12 protein-coding genes are annotated in these 16,351 nt (G+C 69.7%); 8 read left to right on the top strand and 4 right to left on the bottom strand.

The features are described 5' to 3' along the window. Nucleotides 1-4: 4 nt before the first annotated feature. The 3 genes from G328_RS0102980 (at nt 5) to G328_RS0102970 (ending at nt 2,676) form a co-directional block, all read left to right on the top strand. Nucleotides 5-403 carry a response regulator gene (locus G328_RS0102980; protein ID WP_019617859.1) on the top strand — a complete coding sequence of 133 codons (399 nt, stop codon included), beginning with the start codon at nt 5-7 and terminating at the stop codon, nt 401-403. Nucleotides 404-562: 159 nt separating this feature from the next. Then, nucleotides 563-1,459, top strand: coding sequence for an ABC transporter ATP-binding protein (locus tag G328_RS0102975; protein ID WP_026339617.1), 897 nt, complete (start codon nt 563-565; stop codon nt 1,457-1,459). Next, nucleotides 1,459-2,676: an ABC transporter permease gene (locus tag G328_RS0102970; RefSeq protein ID WP_083919521.1), complete on the top strand. Its 1,218-nt coding sequence runs from the start codon at nt 1,459-1,461 to the stop codon at nt 2,674-2,676. Before G328_RS0102975 ends, G328_RS0102970 begins: the two co-directional genes overlap by 1 nt. A 129-nt stretch (nt 2,677-2,805) precedes the next feature. Here the strand turns inward: G328_RS0102970 and G328_RS15660 are convergent, their stop codons facing one another. Next, on the bottom strand, nt 2,806-3,843 hold the full coding sequence (locus tag G328_RS15660; RefSeq protein WP_154651506.1) for a hypothetical protein: 1,038 nt from the start codon (nt 3,841-3,843) through the stop codon (nt 2,806-2,808). Nucleotides 3,844-4,469: 626 nt separating this feature from the next. Between G328_RS15660 and G328_RS0102960 the strand changes: the two genes are divergently transcribed. The 3 genes from G328_RS0102960 to G328_RS0102950 all read left to right on the top strand — a co-directional run bounded on the left by G328_RS0102960 (nt 4,470) and on the right by G328_RS0102950 (nt 8,073). Then, complete coding sequence (locus tag G328_RS0102960) at nt 4,470-6,578, top strand: acyl-CoA dehydrogenase family protein (RefSeq protein ID WP_019617855.1); 2,109 nt, start codon at nt 4,470-4,472, stop codon at nt 6,576-6,578. A gap of 202 nt (nt 6,579-6,780) precedes the next feature. Beyond that, a complete protein-coding gene (gene ypfJ, locus G328_RS0102955; protein ID WP_019617854.1) occupies nt 6,781-7,662 on the top strand; it encodes a KPN_02809 family neutral zinc metallopeptidase in 882 nt (293 codons plus the stop codon). 24 nt (nt 7,663-7,686) lie between these two features. Further along, complete coding sequence (locus G328_RS0102950) at nt 7,687-8,073, top strand: hypothetical protein (RefSeq protein WP_019617853.1); 387 nt, start codon at nt 7,687-7,689, stop codon at nt 8,071-8,073. A gap of 8 nt (nt 8,074-8,081) precedes the next feature. Here G328_RS0102950 and recQ read toward each other — a convergent pair whose 3' ends face one another. Together recQ and G328_RS0102940 are read right to left on the bottom strand one after the other, a co-directional pair. Continuing rightward, nucleotides 8,082-9,896, bottom strand: a complete 1,815-nt coding sequence (recQ, locus tag G328_RS0102945) for a DNA helicase RecQ (protein WP_019617852.1) — start codon at nt 9,894-9,896, stop codon at nt 8,082-8,084. Nucleotides 9,897-9,959: 63 nt separating this feature from the next. Beyond that, nucleotides 9,960-10,259 (bottom strand): rhodanese-like domain-containing protein, encoded by a 300-nt coding sequence (locus G328_RS0102940; protein ID WP_019617851.1) that lies wholly within the window; start codon nt 10,257-10,259, stop codon nt 9,960-9,962. A gap of 344 nt (nt 10,260-10,603) precedes the next feature. Between G328_RS0102940 and G328_RS16580 the strand changes: the two genes are divergently transcribed. Beyond that, entirely contained in the window at nt 10,604-14,161 is a 3,558-nt protein-coding gene (locus G328_RS16580; protein ID WP_026339616.1) for a DUF7937 domain-containing protein, read from the top strand. Nucleotides 14,162-14,228: 67 nt separating this feature from the next. On the opposite strand, the gene G328_RS0102930 is transcribed toward G328_RS16580, so the two are convergent. Further along, complete coding sequence (locus G328_RS0102930; protein ID WP_019617850.1) at nt 14,229-15,083, bottom strand: aminotransferase class IV; 855 nt, start codon at nt 15,081-15,083, stop codon at nt 14,229-14,231. 102 nt (nt 15,084-15,185) lie between these two features. On the opposite strand from G328_RS0102930, the gene G328_RS0102925 reads away from it, so the two are divergent. Next, nucleotides 15,186-16,247: an FUSC family protein gene (locus tag G328_RS0102925; protein ID WP_019617849.1), complete on the top strand. Its 1,062-nt coding sequence runs from the start codon at nt 15,186-15,188 to the stop codon at nt 16,245-16,247. The last annotated feature ends 104 nt before the right edge of the window (nt 16,248-16,351 follow it).

The following is a 16,351-nucleotide window of genomic DNA, read 5'->3' as shown; positions in this document are numbered from 1 at the left end:
AGACGTGGCGCCAACGTCGGTCGTGATCGTTGAACCCCACCTGCTGGTGCGGGAGGGGTTCTCGCTGATTCTTGGCGCGCATCCCGACTTCTCGGTCGTCGGCACGGCTGACAGCGTCGACGCGATGGTGCCGCTCGTGAACGCCGAGCACCCCGAGCTGCTCTGCGTCGCCGCGAAGTTCGACGACGGCACGACGGTCGTGGACGCGCTCGAGCGGCTCCTGCACGTCGAGGGTGCGCGCCCGCGCGTGCTGCTGCTCACGGGCAAGCGCGACGACGAGGTCGTCGAGGTCGCGACCCGACGCGGCGTCGTCGGCGTGATCTCGAAGTTCTCGACGCCCGAAGACATCGTGCTCGCGGTGCGCGCGGCGGTGCGGCCCGACGCGGCGCCCGCGGCGCGGTAGCGGGCCTGCCGGCTGGCGGCGGGCTGACTGGGCCAGCGGATACGCGGCGAAAGTTCCGCTCCCGTACCACGCGCATCCCCGCGATTCTCAGTGATTCGACACTGACCGCCGGTACGTTGCTAGGCAGATGTTGCCGTTCGAAACACCTGGGGGATCATGCTGCTCGAAGTCCAAAATGTGAGCCACTGGTATGGCGAACGGCAGGTGCTCAAGGATGTGTCGTTCACGGTGTCGGGAGGCCACCTCACGGGCTTCGTCGGCGCGAACGGTGCGGGCAAGACCACGACGATGCGCACGATTCTTGGGCTCGTGCGGCCCCGCGCCGGCCAGGTGCTGCTCGACGGCAAGCCGATCACCGACGCCGATCGGGCCCTGTTCGGGTACATGCCCGAGGAGCGCGGCCTTTACCCGAAGATGAAGGTGCTCGAGCAGATCGTCTTCTTCGCCGAACTGCACGGCGTGCGCCGCGACGTCGCGACCCGCCGCGCGACCGACCTGCTCGAGCGGCTCGAGCTCGGTGAGCGCGCGAACGACAACGTCGAGTCGCTTTCGCTCGGTAACCAGCAGCGGGCGCAGATCTGCACGGCGCTCGTGCACCGCCCCGACTTCCTCATGCTCGACGAGCCGTTCTCGGGCCTCGACCCCGTCGCGGTCGACGTCGTGCTCGCCGCGCTGCAAGAAGAGGCGGCCCGCGGCGTGCCGGTGCTGTTCTCGTCGCACCAGCTCGACGTCGTCGAGCGGCTCAGCGACGAACTCGTCATCATTTCGCAGGGCGAGATTCGCGCGACCGGCTCGCGGCAGGCGCTGCAGGAGCAGCACTCGCGCGGCATGTACCGGCTCGACGCCGACGACACGCAGTGGCTCGGCGAACAGCCCGACGTCGAGGTGGTCGACCGGGATGCGGCCGGCACCGTCGTGCGCATCTCGGCCGCCGACGACGCCGCGGCCGAGCAGCGCGCGCAGGAACTCCTCCGCGAGGCCGTTGCCCGCGGGCCCGTGCGCCGCTTCAACCGTGAGCTCACGCCGCTCGCACAGATCTTCCGGGAGGTGCGCTAATGACGCAGCAGACCACATCCACCCCTGCCGATGGTTCGGTGGCCCGGCGCATCACGACCGCCGAGGGCGTGCGCCTCATCGCGAAGCGCGAGATCGGCACCGCCCTGCGCTCGAAAGCGATGGTGTGGAGCTTCATCTCGGTGGTCGCCTTCGTCGCGCTCGCGATCTTGGGCGGCCGCTACTTCGGCGACTTCATGTCGGGGCTCACGAGCGGCGGCAGCGAAGACCAGACCATTGGCACGACCATCGACTCGGAGCAGCTCCCACCGGGGCTCGTCGACGGCGCGATCGTCGAGTACGCCTCGATCGATGAGGCCGTCGCCGACGTCGAGTCGGGCGACCTCGACGCGCTGATCACGACCGGTGCCGACGCCGCGGGCATCGAGCTGTTCGCCGACGACGGCACGCCGTACGACGCCGAGTCGATCGCGCAGGCGCCCGGCTACGTGCTCATCGGCCTCGACGGCGTGCCCGAGTCGCTCTCGCAGGGGCTCACGCTCTACCCGGTCACCGCCTCGCTCGAGGTGAGTGATGAGGGCATCCCGCAGTTCCTCATGATGTTTGTCGCGCTCGCGTTCGGGCTCGTGTTCTTCCTGTCGATCATGCTGTACGCGCAGCGACTGTCGCAGTCGATTGTTGAAGAGAAGGCGTCGCGCATCGTCGAGCTGCTCGTGTCGACCGTGCGGCCGAGCACGATCCTCGCCGGCAAGATCGTCGGCGGCACCGTCATGGCGATCACGCAGGTCGTGCTCATCGTTGCGGTCGCACTCATCTGCCTCTCGATCACCGGCAACCTCGCCGAGATCCCCGACATCGGGGTGGCGCTCATCTGGTTCGGCGTGCTCACGCTGCTCGGGTTTATGTTCTACGCGAGCATGTACGCCGCGCTGTCGGCGACCGTGTCGCGGCCGGAGGACGTCGCGAGTGCCACCGCGCCGCTCACGTACCTGCTGATGATTCCGTACATCGGCCCGATGCTCGGGTTCCAGAACGACACCTTCATGTGGTGGCTCTCGTACATCCCGTTCTCGTCGCCGGTCGCGATGCCGCTGCGGCTGCTGCAGGGCAACGCCGCGTGGTGGGAGCCGGTGGCCGCGACCGCCGTCATGGTCGCGTTCGTGGTCGGCGTCATCTGGCTCGCGGGGCGCATCTACCGCAACTCGGTGCTGCGCACCGGCGGCAAGGTGAAGCTCTCCGAGGCCCTGAAGTCCCAGTAGCGCCCCGGCCCCCCCCGCCCCGCCCTACCCATCCCATCCCGCCCCGCCCATCCCACACCTAATCACCCCGACGAGACCTGACGAGCCCGACGAGACCTGATGGCATGCCGTCAGGTCTCGTCCGAGCGATCAGGTCGCGTCGGGCTTGTCAGGTGCGGTGCGCACGGATGCGCGGGCGGGCTCAGGGCGCGGGGGCAGCGACCTCGTGAACGTGAGCTTTTGCGACCAGTCGGGCCGATCGAGCACGTTTGACCTAGCAACGGCAAGTGATCCACGAGGCGGCGTCTTGCTGAGGCGGTCGAGCGCAGCACGGATACGCGTGACGATTACTTCTGGCCGGCTCAGGTCGTCCCAGCCCCACCGCACGATCTCCCAGCCCGCATCGCGTAGGGAATTCTCGCGGTTCTTCTCACGCATGATCGCGCCCGACGAGTCTTGCCCGGGGCGCAGGAGCCGACCATATTTCGATCGACCGTCGAACTCGCCGAGCAGTCCGCACGCGAGCCCGAAGTCGGCCCGGGCTAGCCACCTGCCGTGCGCGTCAAGGACGTTCGGCTGCAGCGTGTCCCACGCGAAGCCGCGTTCGAGCAGGAGTGCGCGGCTGCGCGACTCGCCGATGCTTTCGCTGCGCGCATCCGCGTGTTCGCAGACCCACCGCAGCTTGCGTGCGTGCGGTGCGCCCGGAACGGCGAGGTCGCGCAAGTCGGCGCCCCACTGCAGCGCAACGTCGGCTACCGCGAGGAGTTCGTCGGCGGGCAGTACGACTGCGAGGTCGCGCACGGTGCGACGCAGCGTGGTCACACGCGCCCCGGCTCGAAACTCGGCCTCGGTCTCGTCGAGCCGCGCCTCGCTCGTGCGCACCCACTCGTTTGCGCGACCGAACCACGGTCGCGTGAACTGCACCTTCGTTCCCAGGCGTTTGCGCGTCAGCGGCAACCCGTGGAGCACCGCCGCGCTGATGCCTGACACGACGCCCTGGTGGTTCTCGCGCGCGGCCGCGAGCGTGCGCGCCGCGTGAAGCAGTTCGGCGGAGGGCCGCGGATCGGCCGCCTGCACGTAGTAGCCCGGGTATACCTGGAGAAACTCGCTCGCCCGCGCGAGTCGCAGCGACTGGCGCGCGCTCGCGTCGAGCGGCGCCGCCGTTTCGCCGGTCTCGTAGATCATCATGCGCAGATTCCAGCCCATCTGGCTCGCGACTGTCGGTGGTCCGCTAGATCCTGTGGAGAACCGAGCTTCACCCTCGGCCTGTGGATAACCCCGAGCGTGCGCCCCTGACGCTCTCCTCCTCCTCTTCCTCCTCTTCCTCGCTCGCTAGCTCGCTCTCTCCCCCCCCGCCCCGCACATCCACCCCTGATCATCCCGACGAGACCTGACGAGCCCGACGAGACCTGATGGCATGCCGTCAGGTCTCGTCCGAGTAGTCAGGTCTCGTCGGGCACGTCAGGTGCGGGGCACGCGGATACGCGGACGCGCGAGGGCAGCGCGTGCGAGGGCAGGCGGGCGTGGGCAGCGAGGGCGAGGGTAGGGAGACAGTACGCCGAGACTTGTCGACACCTTCCCAGGATCCGCCGCGCAGTTTGTAGGGTCGTGCCAACCACGCGAGCGGCGCAACGGGCGCGATTGTTGCGCCCGCGCATCCCCGTACCCGCCTGCGTGGGGCTGACTTAGCGTTGAGTCACGCGTGCGCCGAGGCCCGCATCCTCGCCGCGCCGCTCCCGCAACTCCGCCCCTCTGCTTTGGGCCACTGCGACCCGCAGCAGACCCCGCCGCGAGCGGATCAGGAAAGGTGACCAATGACTGACATCACGACTGAGCCCCGCACCGACAACGGTGCCGACCACGACGACGACCACGACCTCGAAACCGGCACGAGCGTCTCGGGCATCGACCGCGACGCGATCTACGCCGCGATTCTCGGCACGTGGCCCGAGCTGCGCGAGCGCGGCCGCGAGATCTCGGCGATGCCCGAGTTCTGGCGCGACGACAGCCTGAACATGCCCGAGCACCGCAAGCGCGTGTTCGAGCAGATGCACAAGCTCGTCGAGGTGGGCACGCCGAAGCTCGCGTTCCCGAAGAGCGTCGGCGGCCACGAGAACCACGGCGGCAACCTCGCCGTGTTCGAGCAGCTGCTGCTCGCCGACCCGTCGCTGCAGATCAAGTCGGGCGTGCAGTACGGCCTGTTCGGCTCGGCGATCATGCACCTCGGCACCGAGGTGCACCACAAGCGCTGGCTGCCGGGCGTCATCGACCTCAGCATCCCGGGCGCGTTCGCGATGACCGAGTCGGGCCACGGCTCGAACGTCGCCGCCCTCGCGACGACCGCGACCTACGACGAATCGACCGAAGAATGGGTCATCAACACCCCGTTCCGCAACGCGTGGAAGGACTACCTCGGCAACGCCGCGAAGGACGGCGTCGCGGCGGTCGTCTTCGCGCAGCTCATCACGAAGGGCGTCAACCACGGCGTGCACGCGTTCTACGTGCCGATCCGCGACGGCGAGGGCAACTTCCTCGAGGGCGTCGGCGGCGACGACGACGGCGTGAAGGGCGGCCTGAACGGCATCGACAACGGCCGGCTCCACTTCACGAACGTGCGGATTCCGCGCGACTACCTGCTCAACCGCTACGGCAGCGTCGAGCCTGACGGCACGTACTCGTCGCCGATTGAGTCGCCCGGACGCCGCTTCTTCGTCATGACCGGCACGCTCGTGCAGGGTCGCGTCTCGCTCGACGGCTCGGCGGCCGTCGCGCAGCAGGCGTCGCTGCAGATCGCGGTGACCTACGCGAACCAGCGCCGCCAGTTCGACAACACGCGCTCGGGCCGCGAGACCGTGCTGCTCGACTACGGCCGCCACCAGCGCCGCCTCATTCCGCGCATCGCGACGGCGTTCGCGGCGACGTTCGCGCACGACGAGCTGCTGCGCGAATTCGACGCCGTGTTCTCGGGCGCGGGCGACACCCCCGAGCGTCGCGCCGACCTCGAGACCCTCGCCGCCGCGCTGAAGCCGCTGTCGACGTGGCAGGCGATGGACACGATGCAGGAGGCCCGCGAGGCCTGCGGCGGCGCCGGCTTCCTCGCCGAGAACCGCATCGTCGGCCTGCACCACGACTTCGACGTCTACACGACCTTCGAGGGCGACAACAACGTGCTGCACCAGCTCGTCGGCAAGCGCCTGCTCGACGACTACGCCGCGAAGTTCAAGGGTGTGGATGCGCGGGGCCAGGCCCGCATCGTCGCCGGCCAGGTCGCGGGCAAGGCGTTCCGCGAGATCGGACTCGCCCGCCTCGGCGGCACGGTCGGCGACCTCGGCAACTCGGCCCGCTCGGTCGGTTGGCTGCGCGAGCCCGAGAACCAGCGCGAGCTGCTCGAGGCCCGCGTCGAAGAGGTCATCGCCGAGATCGGCATGGAGCTCGGCAAGGTCGCGAAGGCCTCACCGGCCGAGCAGAACGACGTGTTCAACGCGAACCAGGACAAGCTGATCCGCGCGGCGCGCGCCTACGCCGAGCTGACGCAGTGGGACGCCTTCACCCGCAAGCTTGAGACGTTCGACGCGGGGTCGGAGACCCACCGCGTGATGACGTGGCTGCGCGACCTCTTCGGGCTCTCGCTCATCGAGCGCGACCTGCAGTGGTACCTGCTCGCCGGTCGCCTCACGACGCGCCGCGCGCGCCTCGTGACGGGCTACATCGACCGCCTGATTCAGCGCCTGCGCCCGCTGTCGCAGGAGCTCGTCGACACGTTTGGCTACTCAAACGAGCAGCTGCGCGCGAAGATCTCGAACGGCCAGGAGCTCGAGCGCCAGGAGGAGGCGAACGCGCACTACGTCGCGCTTCGCGAGTCGGGCGAGGAGCCGCAGGACGAGCGCGAGATCTACCGCCTCAAGCGGGGATCGCGCCGCTAGGCGCTCCCGCGACTTCGCGTAAGGCTGGGCGGGTGGCTTGGGTGATGGAATCCCCAAGTCACCCGCCCAACTTCTGCGCGAGTCGGGGGTGCGATCTCCCGAAGGCCCCGCATGTTGGGGTTTCCAGCAAGTCACACGAGTGACCGACCAGTGATGCGCGCGCGATGGCGTCCGACGGCGGCCAACGCGTTAGATTAGCGACATGACCTTCAACGACGATGCGAAGCTTGACTCGGGCAACGTGCGCAAGCGCCGCGGCGGCACGGCGGCGGTCGCGGGCGGCGGTGGCGTCGTTGTGCTGCTGCTCGGCCTGCTCTCGACGCAGATCTTCGGCGTCGACCTCACGCAGTTCTTTGGCGCGGGCCAGGGCCAGGAGCAGTCGGCGAACGACGAAGACATCTCGTGCACCGGTGCCGAGGCGAACGAGCAGCGCGACTGCCGCATGGAGGGCGCCGCGGTGTCGCTCGAGTCGTACTGGGCGGCGCACGCCGACGAGATCGGCATCGCCGACTACCGCGACCCGACCGTGATCCTGTACGAGGGCCAGACGTCGTCGGCGTGCGGCACGGCCTCGAACGCGGTCGGTCCGTTCTACTGCCCGACCGACGAGCAGATTTACATGGACACGTCGTTCTTCGACATCCTCGTTGACCAGTTCGGCGCGTCGGGCGGCTCGCTCGCCGAGATGTACGTGCTCGCGCACGAGTGGGGCCACCACGTGCAGAACCTTGCCGGGTTCCTGACGCCCGATCGCCAGCGCGACACGGGCGCGAACGGCGGGCAGGTGCGCATCGAGCTGCAGGCCGACTGCCTCGCGGGCGCCTGGATGGGCGACGCCGCGAACTCGACGAACGCCGACGGCGAGCAGGTGCTTGAGGCGCCGACGCGCGCCGAGATCGAGACGACGATCAGTGCGGCCGAGTCGATCGGTGACGACCACATCATGGAGCAGCAGGGCATGGAGGTACAGCCCGAGGCCTTCACCCACGGCACGAGTGAGCAGCGCACCACCTGGCTCATCACTGGCTACGAACAGGGCGTCGGCGCCTGCGATACGTTCTCAGTGCCCGACAGCCAGCTGTAAGACCACCGTCCGCTCGAGGAATCTATGACCTTCACCCTCTTCTTCGCTTTCCGCATCGTTGTTGTCGGGCTGTCGATCGCGATCGCGGTCGGCGGCGCGGCGCTCATCGTGTACGGCGTTACGCGGCTCGTGCGTCGCCGCGAGGCGATGCGGCAGCACGAGCCCGGCTACTCGCGCCCGGTCGAGAGCGAGGGTGCGAGCGGTGAGGTGCCCGAGGGATTTGAGGATGCGCCACGCTGGCTCGACGCCGATGTCGCGCCCGAGCATGAGCGCGCGGCGCACAGCGTGCCCGATCCTCGTGCGGGCATTCGGGAGTCGCGCCGTGGCGGCGTGATGTCGATCGCGGCGGGCGTGCTGCTCGTGTTTCTCGGGGTTGTGCTCGCGACGCAGACCTGGGCCCTCATCGGCTAGCCCCCGACCTACTCCCGCAGCGCAAGTACCTCGAGCACCTCGTCGCCGTACTGCTCGAGCTTCGAGCGGCCGACGCCCGAGATGCCGGCGAGGGCGCCGAGGGTGTCGGGTCGCTCGATTGCGAGCTCGCGCAGGGTGGCGTCGTTGAAGACGACGTAGGCGGGCACCGACTGCTCGCGCGCCGTGTCGCGGCGCCACTCGCGCAGTCGCTCGAAGCGGGCGACCTGGTCGGGCTGCATCGACTCGAGCTCGGCGGCGCGCGACGCTCTCGACGTCCGCGAGGCGCGCACGCGCTGCTCGCGCACATCGGTGCGGAGCTGCACCTGCTCGCCGCCCGCGAGTACCGAGGCGCCGCGCTCGGTCATGCGCAGCACGCCGTAGTCGCCGGTAGCGCGGATCACGTTCATCGCGAGCAGCTGCCGCACGACCGAGCGCCAGCCCGGCTCGTCGAGCTCGGTGCCGATGCCGTAGGTCGTGAGCTCGTTGTGGCGGTTCTGCGCGATGCGGTCGGTATCGCGGCCGAGCAGGATGTCGATGAGCTGTCCCGCGCCGAACGAGCGGCGCTGGGCGCGGTCGATGCGCACGATCGTCGAGAGGAGTTTCTGCGCGGCGACGGTGCCGTCCCAGGTCTCGGGCGGGGTGAGGCAGTTGTCGCAGTTGCCGCACGGCTGCGACGTCTCGCCGAAGTAGTCGAGCAGCATCTGGCGGCGGCAGCCCGCGGTCTCACAGAGTGCGAGCATCGCGTCGAGGTGCAGCGACTGCTGCCGCTTGTAGAAGTCGTCGCCCTCGCCCTGTTCGATCATGCGGCGCTGCTGCACGACGTCTTGCAGCCCGTACGCGAGCCACGCGGTCGACGGCAGTCCGTCGCGGCCCGCGCGGCCGGTCTCTTGGTAGTAGCCCTCGACCGATTTCGGCAGGTCGAGGTGCGCGACGAACCGCACGTCGGGCTTGTCGATGCCCATGCCGAACGCGATCGTCGCGCACATGACGAGTCCCTCTTCGCGCAGGAACCGCGCCTGATTCGTCGCGCGCGTCGTCGCGGGCATGCCGGCGTGGTAGGCGAGGGCGGGAATCCCGCGGTCGCTGAGGTATTCGGCGGTCTGCTCGACCGACTTGCGTGAGAGGCAGTAGACGATGCCGGCGTCGCCCTCATGCTCGGCCTTGATGAACTTCATGAGCGAGTCGCGCGCGCGGTCTTTCGGCACGATGCGGTACTGGATGTTCGGGCGGTCGAAGCTCGAGACGAACTTCGCGGCGTCGTCGAGCCGCAGCCGCTCGACGATCTCGTCGCGCGTCGCGAGGGTCGCGGTGGCGGTGAGCGCGGCTCGCGGCACGTCGGGCCACTGCTCGTGCAGGATGCTCAGCTCGAGGTAGTCGGGGCGGAAGTCGTGGCCCCACTGACTCACGCAGTGCGCCTCGTCGATCGCGAACAGCGACACCTTGCCCCGCTGCAGCAGGGGAATCGTCGCGCGTAGCCGCTCGGGTGCGAGGTAGAGGAGGTCGAGTTCGCCGGCGACGTACTGCTGCTCGACGAGGCGCCGCTCGTCGGGGTCGAGGGTCGAATTGAGGTATGCGGCGCGCACGCCGAGCTGCGCGAGCGCATCCACCTGGTCTTGCATGAGCGCGATGAGTGGCGAGATGACGACGCCGGTTCCCTCGCGCACGAGGGCGGGCACCTGGTAGCAGAGCGACTTGCCGCCGCCGGTCGGCATGAGCACGAGGGCGTCGCGTCCCTCGACGAGCGCGTCGATGATCTCTTGCTGCTGGCCCCGGAACTCCGGGTACCCCCAGACGCGTTCGAGAACCTGCTGTGCCGTTGCCATGCGCACAAGCCTACGGGCGGCCGGCGACACGGCGCCCGGCCGTCCACAGGTAGGTGAGGCTGGTTAGCCGCGCTCGACGGGGAAGCCCTCGGACTCCCACGCCGCGATGCCGCCGTCGACGTTCGTCGCCTGCTTGCCGTAGCGCTCGAGGAAGTCGACGGTGCGCGCCGATCGTCCGCCCGCATGGCACATGATGTAGGCGCCCTCGGCGGGGACTTCGTCGATTCGGTCGGCGATTTCGCTGAGCGGAATCACCTTCGCGAACGGAATGCGCACCTCGGCGACCTCGTCGGGCTCGCGCACGTCGATGAGCGTGATGTTGTCACCAAGTTTGTGCAGCTCTGCAACGGAAATAGTCTCCATGACCGAAGCGTAGACCCGCAGCCTGAGCAGGCGAAGAATCCGTGTAGCAGGGGCTCGGAGGCTCGACGACATCGCGGGTCATGCGGGGTCACTCGGCGATATCCCGTGCCGCTCGTGAGAAACATCAGCCGATCGGAGGCTGTCGCGCCGCCGCGCGTCACACTCCGGAGTGAGATTCGAGCAACGGCGAACTCGATTTCGCCTGAGGCCTGAGAAATGTCGTGGGCGGCCGATAGGCTTCGAACGAACTCCCAGCGAGCCCGTTTTGCGTGGCCGGCTGCGGGGCGACCCACCAGATCTCATGAAGCGTGGTGACCACTGACGCCGCGCGCGAAGGAGCAGCAGTGAGCGACAGCTACTCGAACCAGCCGCAGGGTGGTTATGGCCCGCCGCAGGGCTACGGGCAGCAGCCCGGCCAGCAGGGCTACGGGCAACAGGGCTACGGCCAGCAGCAGGGCTACGGCCAGCAGAATCAGAGCCAGCAGGGCGGCGGATACGCGCAGCAGCCCGGCGGCAACGGCCAGCAGGGCTTCGGTCAGCAGGGCTTCGGCCAGCAGCAGGGTTATGGCCAGCAGCAGGGCTTCGGTCAGCAGCAGGGTTACGGCCAGCAGGGCCAGCCCGGCTACGGCGGCCAGCAGCCCGGCGGATACGGTCAGCAGGGCGCGCCACAGCAGGGCTTTGGCCAGCAGCAGTACGGCCAGCCCGGTCAGCCGCCGCGCCCGAAGCCGCAGCCGGTGAAGAGCTCGGTGCTCGACTGGGTGCGCGACATCGCGGGTGCGGTGCTCCCGCTCCTTGCGCTCGTGATGGTGTGGCACTTTAGCTTCGACAGCGGCAAGATCGCGCTGACGGCGACCGTCATTGCGCCGCTCATCACCGCCCTCGTCGCCGCGCTCGGTGGCATGCTGCAGGTTGTCTCGCGGTTCGGCGTGCTCGGTATGCCCCGCAAGACGGTCTACCTCATTCGCGCGGCCGCGCAGGTGCCGCTCGTCGTGACATTCCTCGTCTATTTCGTGTTCGAGGTCGTGTTCTCGTTCCAGGCGGCCGACTCGCTCGCCGGTGACATTCCGTTCGTCGGCCTCGGCGCGGGTGCCGCGGTGGCGCTCGCCGGCGCCGCGTTCAACCTCCAGAGCCGCGACTACGAGCTGAACGAGAGCGGGCAGCCGAACAAGCTCGCCGACGTCGCGCGTCGCAGCCTGAACTTTGGCTTCATCGGCGTCGTCGGCATCGGTGCGCTCGCCATGCTCATCGGCGGGTTCCTCGCGATCGGCGAGATCAGCGACCAGGTCGGCGGCTACGTCGAGTTCAACGGACTCCCGGCGATCCTCAGCTTCGTCTTCGGCGCCCTCGTCGCGATCGGCCTCGTGGCGCTGCCCGCGCTGCTGTCGGCGCTCGGGTCGGAACCCGCGCGAATCGCGAGCATCGCGATCGGCCTCGCAGCCCTCCTCGCCTGGATCATCGACGGCACGATCGGCCTCAGCTTCTCGCTCGTCGGCGTCGAGACGAGCAACACCTTCGGCATCGTGGCGGGCTCGATCTCGTCGCTCCCGTTCGCGCTCGTCGCGGCGGCGCCCCTCGGCATCTCCGCGCTCTCGCCCGAGGCGGAGCGCTCGACGAAGCGCATCGACGCGACCACCCGCTGGTTCTCGGCGCTCGGGCTCTCGCTGCTCGCGATCGCGATCTTCGGGGTCGGCGCGGTGCTGTTCGCTATCACCGCGTTTATCCCGACGTTTGAAGAGGCCGAGCTCAGCGGCGGCCGCACGACGATGACGGTGATCTTGCTCGTGCTGTCGCTCATCATCGCGGGTGCGGCCACCTACGGCTACCTCGCGTTGCGCGGCAAGGCCTCCGCGCCGCAGCAGCTGCAGGGCCAGCAGCAGTTCGGCGGACAACCCCAGTACGGCGGACAGCCGGCACCGCGCCCGGCGCAGGGACCGACGCAGATGTTCCTGCTCATCATCACGGGCGGCATCGCGGTGCTCGGCCTGATCGCAATGATCTTCGGCCTCATCGAGCAGCGCCTCGACCGCCTCAACTCGGCGAGCGTGCTGCCCGCGGTGTACTTCCTCGCGTTCACGGTGGTGCTCCCGCTCGTGCTCGCGGCGGCCGTGCTCTTCCTCCCGAGCCTCAAGCAGCACTTCGCCGCGACCGGCACCGCACTCAAGGTCGGCGGCCAGGGCGGCCAGCAGGGCCCGCAGGGTGGGCAGTACGGTCAGGCGGGTCAGCCCGGCCCGCAGGGTCAGTTCGGCCAGCCCGGCCAGCAGCAGGGTCAGCCCGACTACGGCCAGCAGCAGGGCCAGGGCGGCTATGGCCAGCAGCAGTCGGGCTTCGCGCAGCAGGGCTACGGCCGGCAGAGCTTCGGCCAGTACACCGGTGCCCAGGATGCCCAGCAGGGCCAGAGCAACCAATACGGTCAGCAGGCCCAGACCAACCAGCAGGTTCAGTTCGGCCAGTTTGGTCAGAACACCCAGCAGGGCAACGACAACCAGCAGGGCCAGCAGGGCCAGTACGGTCAGCAGGGGCACCAGCCCGGCGGATACGCACCGCAGGACTCGCAGCAGGGTCAGGGCAGCTTCGGCAGCCAGCAGTCGGGCGGCTACGGGCAGCCCCAGCAGGATTCGCAGCCGAGCCAGGGCGGTTACGGCCAGCCCAGCCAGTACGGCCAGCCCGCATTCGGTCAGGCATCGCCGTTCGGCACGCAGCAGGAGTCTGCGTCGTCGAGCGCGCAGGCCTCGACTGACGACGTCGAGTCGACGAACGAGTCGGCCGGCGTGCCCGAATCCGACTCGCAGCACTCGGCAACGCCGAGCTACGGCCAGCCGCCCGTGCCGCCGTCGGCACCCGCGTTCGGGGGCTTCGGCTCGCAGCCCGAGGCATCGGCACCGACCGAGGCCCAGGAATCTGAGGCGGACGCTCCCGCTGCCGATGAGTCTGCCGCAGACGCCGCGACCGACCGCAGCGAGCAGCCGACGCAGCACGCCTTCGGCGCGCCGTCGTGGGCCGGCTACGGCGCCACGGGTTCGTCGGCGACGTCAGAGACGCCCGCCGAGCCCGAGGCCGTGCAGCCCGCTGCGGAAGCAACGGAGCCCGAGGAACCGGCCGCCGACGAGCAGGCGCTCGCCGACACGGTCGCGGCCGAGCCGACGATCGGCGCGGAGGCCGACTCGGCGACTGAGCCGGCAGCGGAAGCGTCGACCGAGAACGGCTGGACCCCGGGCTGGAGCACGGGTTCCGAGACCGCGTCGTCGACTGACGAAACCGCGACCGAAGGAGCCTCGACCGCGGACGCCGCAACCGACGAGGCCGCACCGGCCGAGCCCGCACCGGCCGAGGACTCCGGCTACAGCTACGGCTACCAGCCGACCGTGAACTTCGGTGCCGGTGACTCGGCGCAGCAGGACGCCGCCGAGGTTGCGCCGGCGGACGAGCAGCCTGCCGAGCCGCAGGCTCCGGCCGAGGTGCCGCAGCCGACCGAGGCTCAGCAGGCCGCGTCGGAGGAGGCAGCCGCGGAGCAGGCCCAGTCGGAGCAGGCAGATGCACAGCAGGAAGGGTCCTCGTCGTCGTACGACTCGGGGTACAGCTACGGCTACCAGCCGACCGTGAACTTCGGCAGCGGCGACCAGGCCCAGCCTGCCCAGGCCCAGTCGGAGCAGGCCCAGCCTGAGCAGCCCGCCGAGGCGGAGCCGCAGGAACAGCAGGCCGCGCCCGACCTGCCCGCGCTCGCCCGGCGCGCGCTCGACCCGAGCGCATCCGCCGAGGAGCTCGAGCCGATGAAGGAGCACCGCGAGCTCTGGCCGTACCTCGCGACCGCGCCGTCGGCGTCGCCCGAGCTGCTCGACTGGCTCGCGCAGACCGACGACCCGACCGTGCTCGCCTACCTCCGCAACCGCGGCCACCAGGCGTAGCCAAACGAGGGCGGGCGGGGCGCACCCAACGGTGCACCCCGCCCGCCCTCGTTTCCGGGCCAAGCGCCTACGCGCCGGGCACCGCGAGCAGCTTCCGCAGCGTCGGGTGCAGCGGCGAAATCGGGAGCTCCGCACCGTCGATCGAAACGATCGGCGCGAGGATGCGCCCCGACGAGAGCAGCCACGCGCCGCGCACGCCCGCGAGCGCCTCGCGCTGCAGGTGCGCGAACCGCACCTGCAGTCCGGCCTCGGGCGCCGCATCCACGAGGGTGCGCAGCGTTGTCGAGGGCAGAATGCCGTCTTGCCGCGGGGTGACGAGCTCCCCGTCGAGGTCGACGACGAGCGCCGAGGTCGGCCCCTCGAGCAGCAGCCCCGAGGGCGTCACGAAGATCGCGTCGTCGGCGCCGTGCGCCTTCGCCCACCGCTTCGCCGCCATGTTGATGCCGTACGACAGGCTCTTCGCGCCTGGTAGCAGCCACGGCAGCTCGGAGGTCTCCTCGGCCTCGTGTCCGCGATCGAGCACGACGACGCGCACGCCCTCGCGCTCGCGGCGCACCGAGTCGGGCACGGGCTGCATCATCGCCCAGCACGTCGGCTCGCCGCCGTGTTCGGGGCCGCGAGTCTCGACGAGGCGCACGGTCGCCTCGGGGTGCGCCTCCCAGTCCCAGGCGTCAACGAGCGCGTCGACGGCCCGCGCGTAGCCGGCGAGGTCGGGCTCGGGCAGCGAGAGGATGTGCGCCGACGTCGCGAGCCGCTCGAGGTGGGCCTCGAGGTCGGTCACGCGCCCGTTGCGGCACGACGCGACGTCGAAGACGCCGTCGCCGCGCACGACGCCGAGGTCGTCGGCGCGCAGCAGGGGAGTGTCAACATCGACGAGGGAGCCGTCAAGCAGCGCGACGAGCTGCGGTACTGAAGCGGTCATGGCTCCAGCGTAGGGCGCATCCGGTGCCGCCCGTGACGCGGCATTGCCACCGCATCGGGGTCGCATCGATTCCCCTCAACCTCGCGGCCTAGGCTGGCAGTCATGCGCTTCACCTCGACCTTCCTCGCGGCCAAGCGCCCGCCGTGGCTGCAAGTGCTGAAGACGCTCATCGCGATCGCCCTCGCGTGGGCCCTGTGCACGTACGGCCTCAAGATTGAGATGCCGGTGTTTGCGGCGATCGCGGCGCTGCTCGTCGTTGCCCCGAACCTCGGCCAGACCGCGAGCAAGGGCATCGAGCGCACGTTCGGCGTCATCGCGGGCGTGCTCATCGCGACCCTGTTCGGCGCGCTGCTCGGCCACACGGCGCTCGCCGCGATCATCGCGATCGCCGTGTCGCTCGTCATCGGCTGGGTGGCACGCACGAGCCTCGGCATGCTCAACCAGATGGCGATCAGCTCGATGCTCGTCATCGTCATGGGCGGCGGCAGCATCGGCTTCGCGCTCGACCGCATCATCGAGACGATCATTGGCGCCGTCATCGGGTTCCTCGTGAACCTGCTCATCGTCGCGCCCGTGCACGTCGAGCCCGCGCGCGAGCGGGTCGCCGACCTCGGTCGCGAGATCTCGGCGTCGCTCGGCCGCCTCGCCGACGCGCTCGAGACGCGGCAGACGGCGGGCGAGCTCCACGGCCTCATGCTCGAGGTGCGGCTGCTGCGACCCATGGTCGAGGCGACGCGCAACGCGATCGCCGAGGCGCGCGAGTCGCTCACCCTCAACCCGCTCGGGGCGAAAAAGCGGGAGCTGCTCGACGAAATGGATGCGCTGGTCGAGGATCGCCTGCGGCCGATCGTCACCGAGGTGATCGGCATGACGCGCGCGTTCTACGACCACTACGACGACTCTCTCTGCGAGGAGCCGATGGCGTTCGACATCGCCGAGCAGGTGCGCCGCTGCGCCCACGACGTGCGGCTCGCGGTGCACCTCGCCGACGTGAACCCCGAGCCGATGACGTCGGCGATTCCGGCGCTCACGGCCCCGCTCGAGCTCGCGGCGCCGCGCGGGCAGCGCTGGATTCTCATCGGGTCGCTCATGGAAGACCTGCGCCGCATCCGCGAGTCGCTGCTGCTCGACGACGAGGCCGACGCCGACACGACCGACGACTAGCCCGGCGACGAGCCCCAGCGACGCCGCCCGCCCGCGAAATTGCCGCAACCGGCAAGTGTCGCCATACTGGCCTTTTATGGCGCTGCTGCGGTGCCGAGACGAAG

Origin of the sequence: [Zimmermannella] faecalis ATCC 13722, from assembly GCF_000381765.1 — a bacterium.
Taxonomy (GTDB): Bacteria; Actinomycetota; Actinomycetes; order Actinomycetales; family Microbacteriaceae; genus Gulosibacter; species Gulosibacter faecalis.
The sequence above is the reverse complement of the archived record's forward strand: the minus strand, read 5'-3'. Positions and strand labels throughout refer to the sequence as shown.

Excerpts from the sequence above, each read along its gene's own strand:
- G328_RS0102970 (WP_083919521.1), top strand. The coding sequence starts at position 1,459 with ATGACGCAGCAGACCACATCCACCCCTGCCGATGGTTCGGTGGCCCGG.
- G328_RS15660 (WP_154651506.1), bottom strand. The coding sequence starts at position 3,843 with ATGATGATCTACGAGACCGGCGAAACGGCGGCGCCGCTCGACGCGAGC.
- G328_RS0102960 (WP_019617855.1), top strand. The coding sequence starts at position 4,470 with ATGACTGACATCACGACTGAGCCCCGCACCGACAACGGTGCCGACCAC.
- ypfJ (WP_019617854.1), top strand. The coding sequence starts at position 6,781 with ATGACCTTCAACGACGATGCGAAGCTTGACTCGGGCAACGTGCGCAAG.
- G328_RS0102950 (WP_019617853.1), top strand. The coding sequence starts at position 7,687 with ATGACCTTCACCCTCTTCTTCGCTTTCCGCATCGTTGTTGTCGGGCTG.
- recQ (WP_019617852.1), bottom strand. The coding sequence starts at position 9,896 with ATGGCAACGGCACAGCAGGTTCTCGAACGCGTCTGGGGGTACCCGGAG.
- G328_RS0102940 (WP_019617851.1), bottom strand. The coding sequence starts at position 10,259 with ATGGAGACTATTTCCGTTGCAGAGCTGCACAAACTTGGTGACAACATC.
- G328_RS0102930 (WP_019617850.1), bottom strand. The coding sequence starts at position 15,083 with ATGACCGCTTCAGTACCGCAGCTCGTCGCGCTGCTTGACGGCTCCCTC.
- G328_RS0102925 (WP_019617849.1), top strand. The coding sequence starts at position 15,186 with ATGCGCTTCACCTCGACCTTCCTCGCGGCCAAGCGCCCGCCGTGGCTG.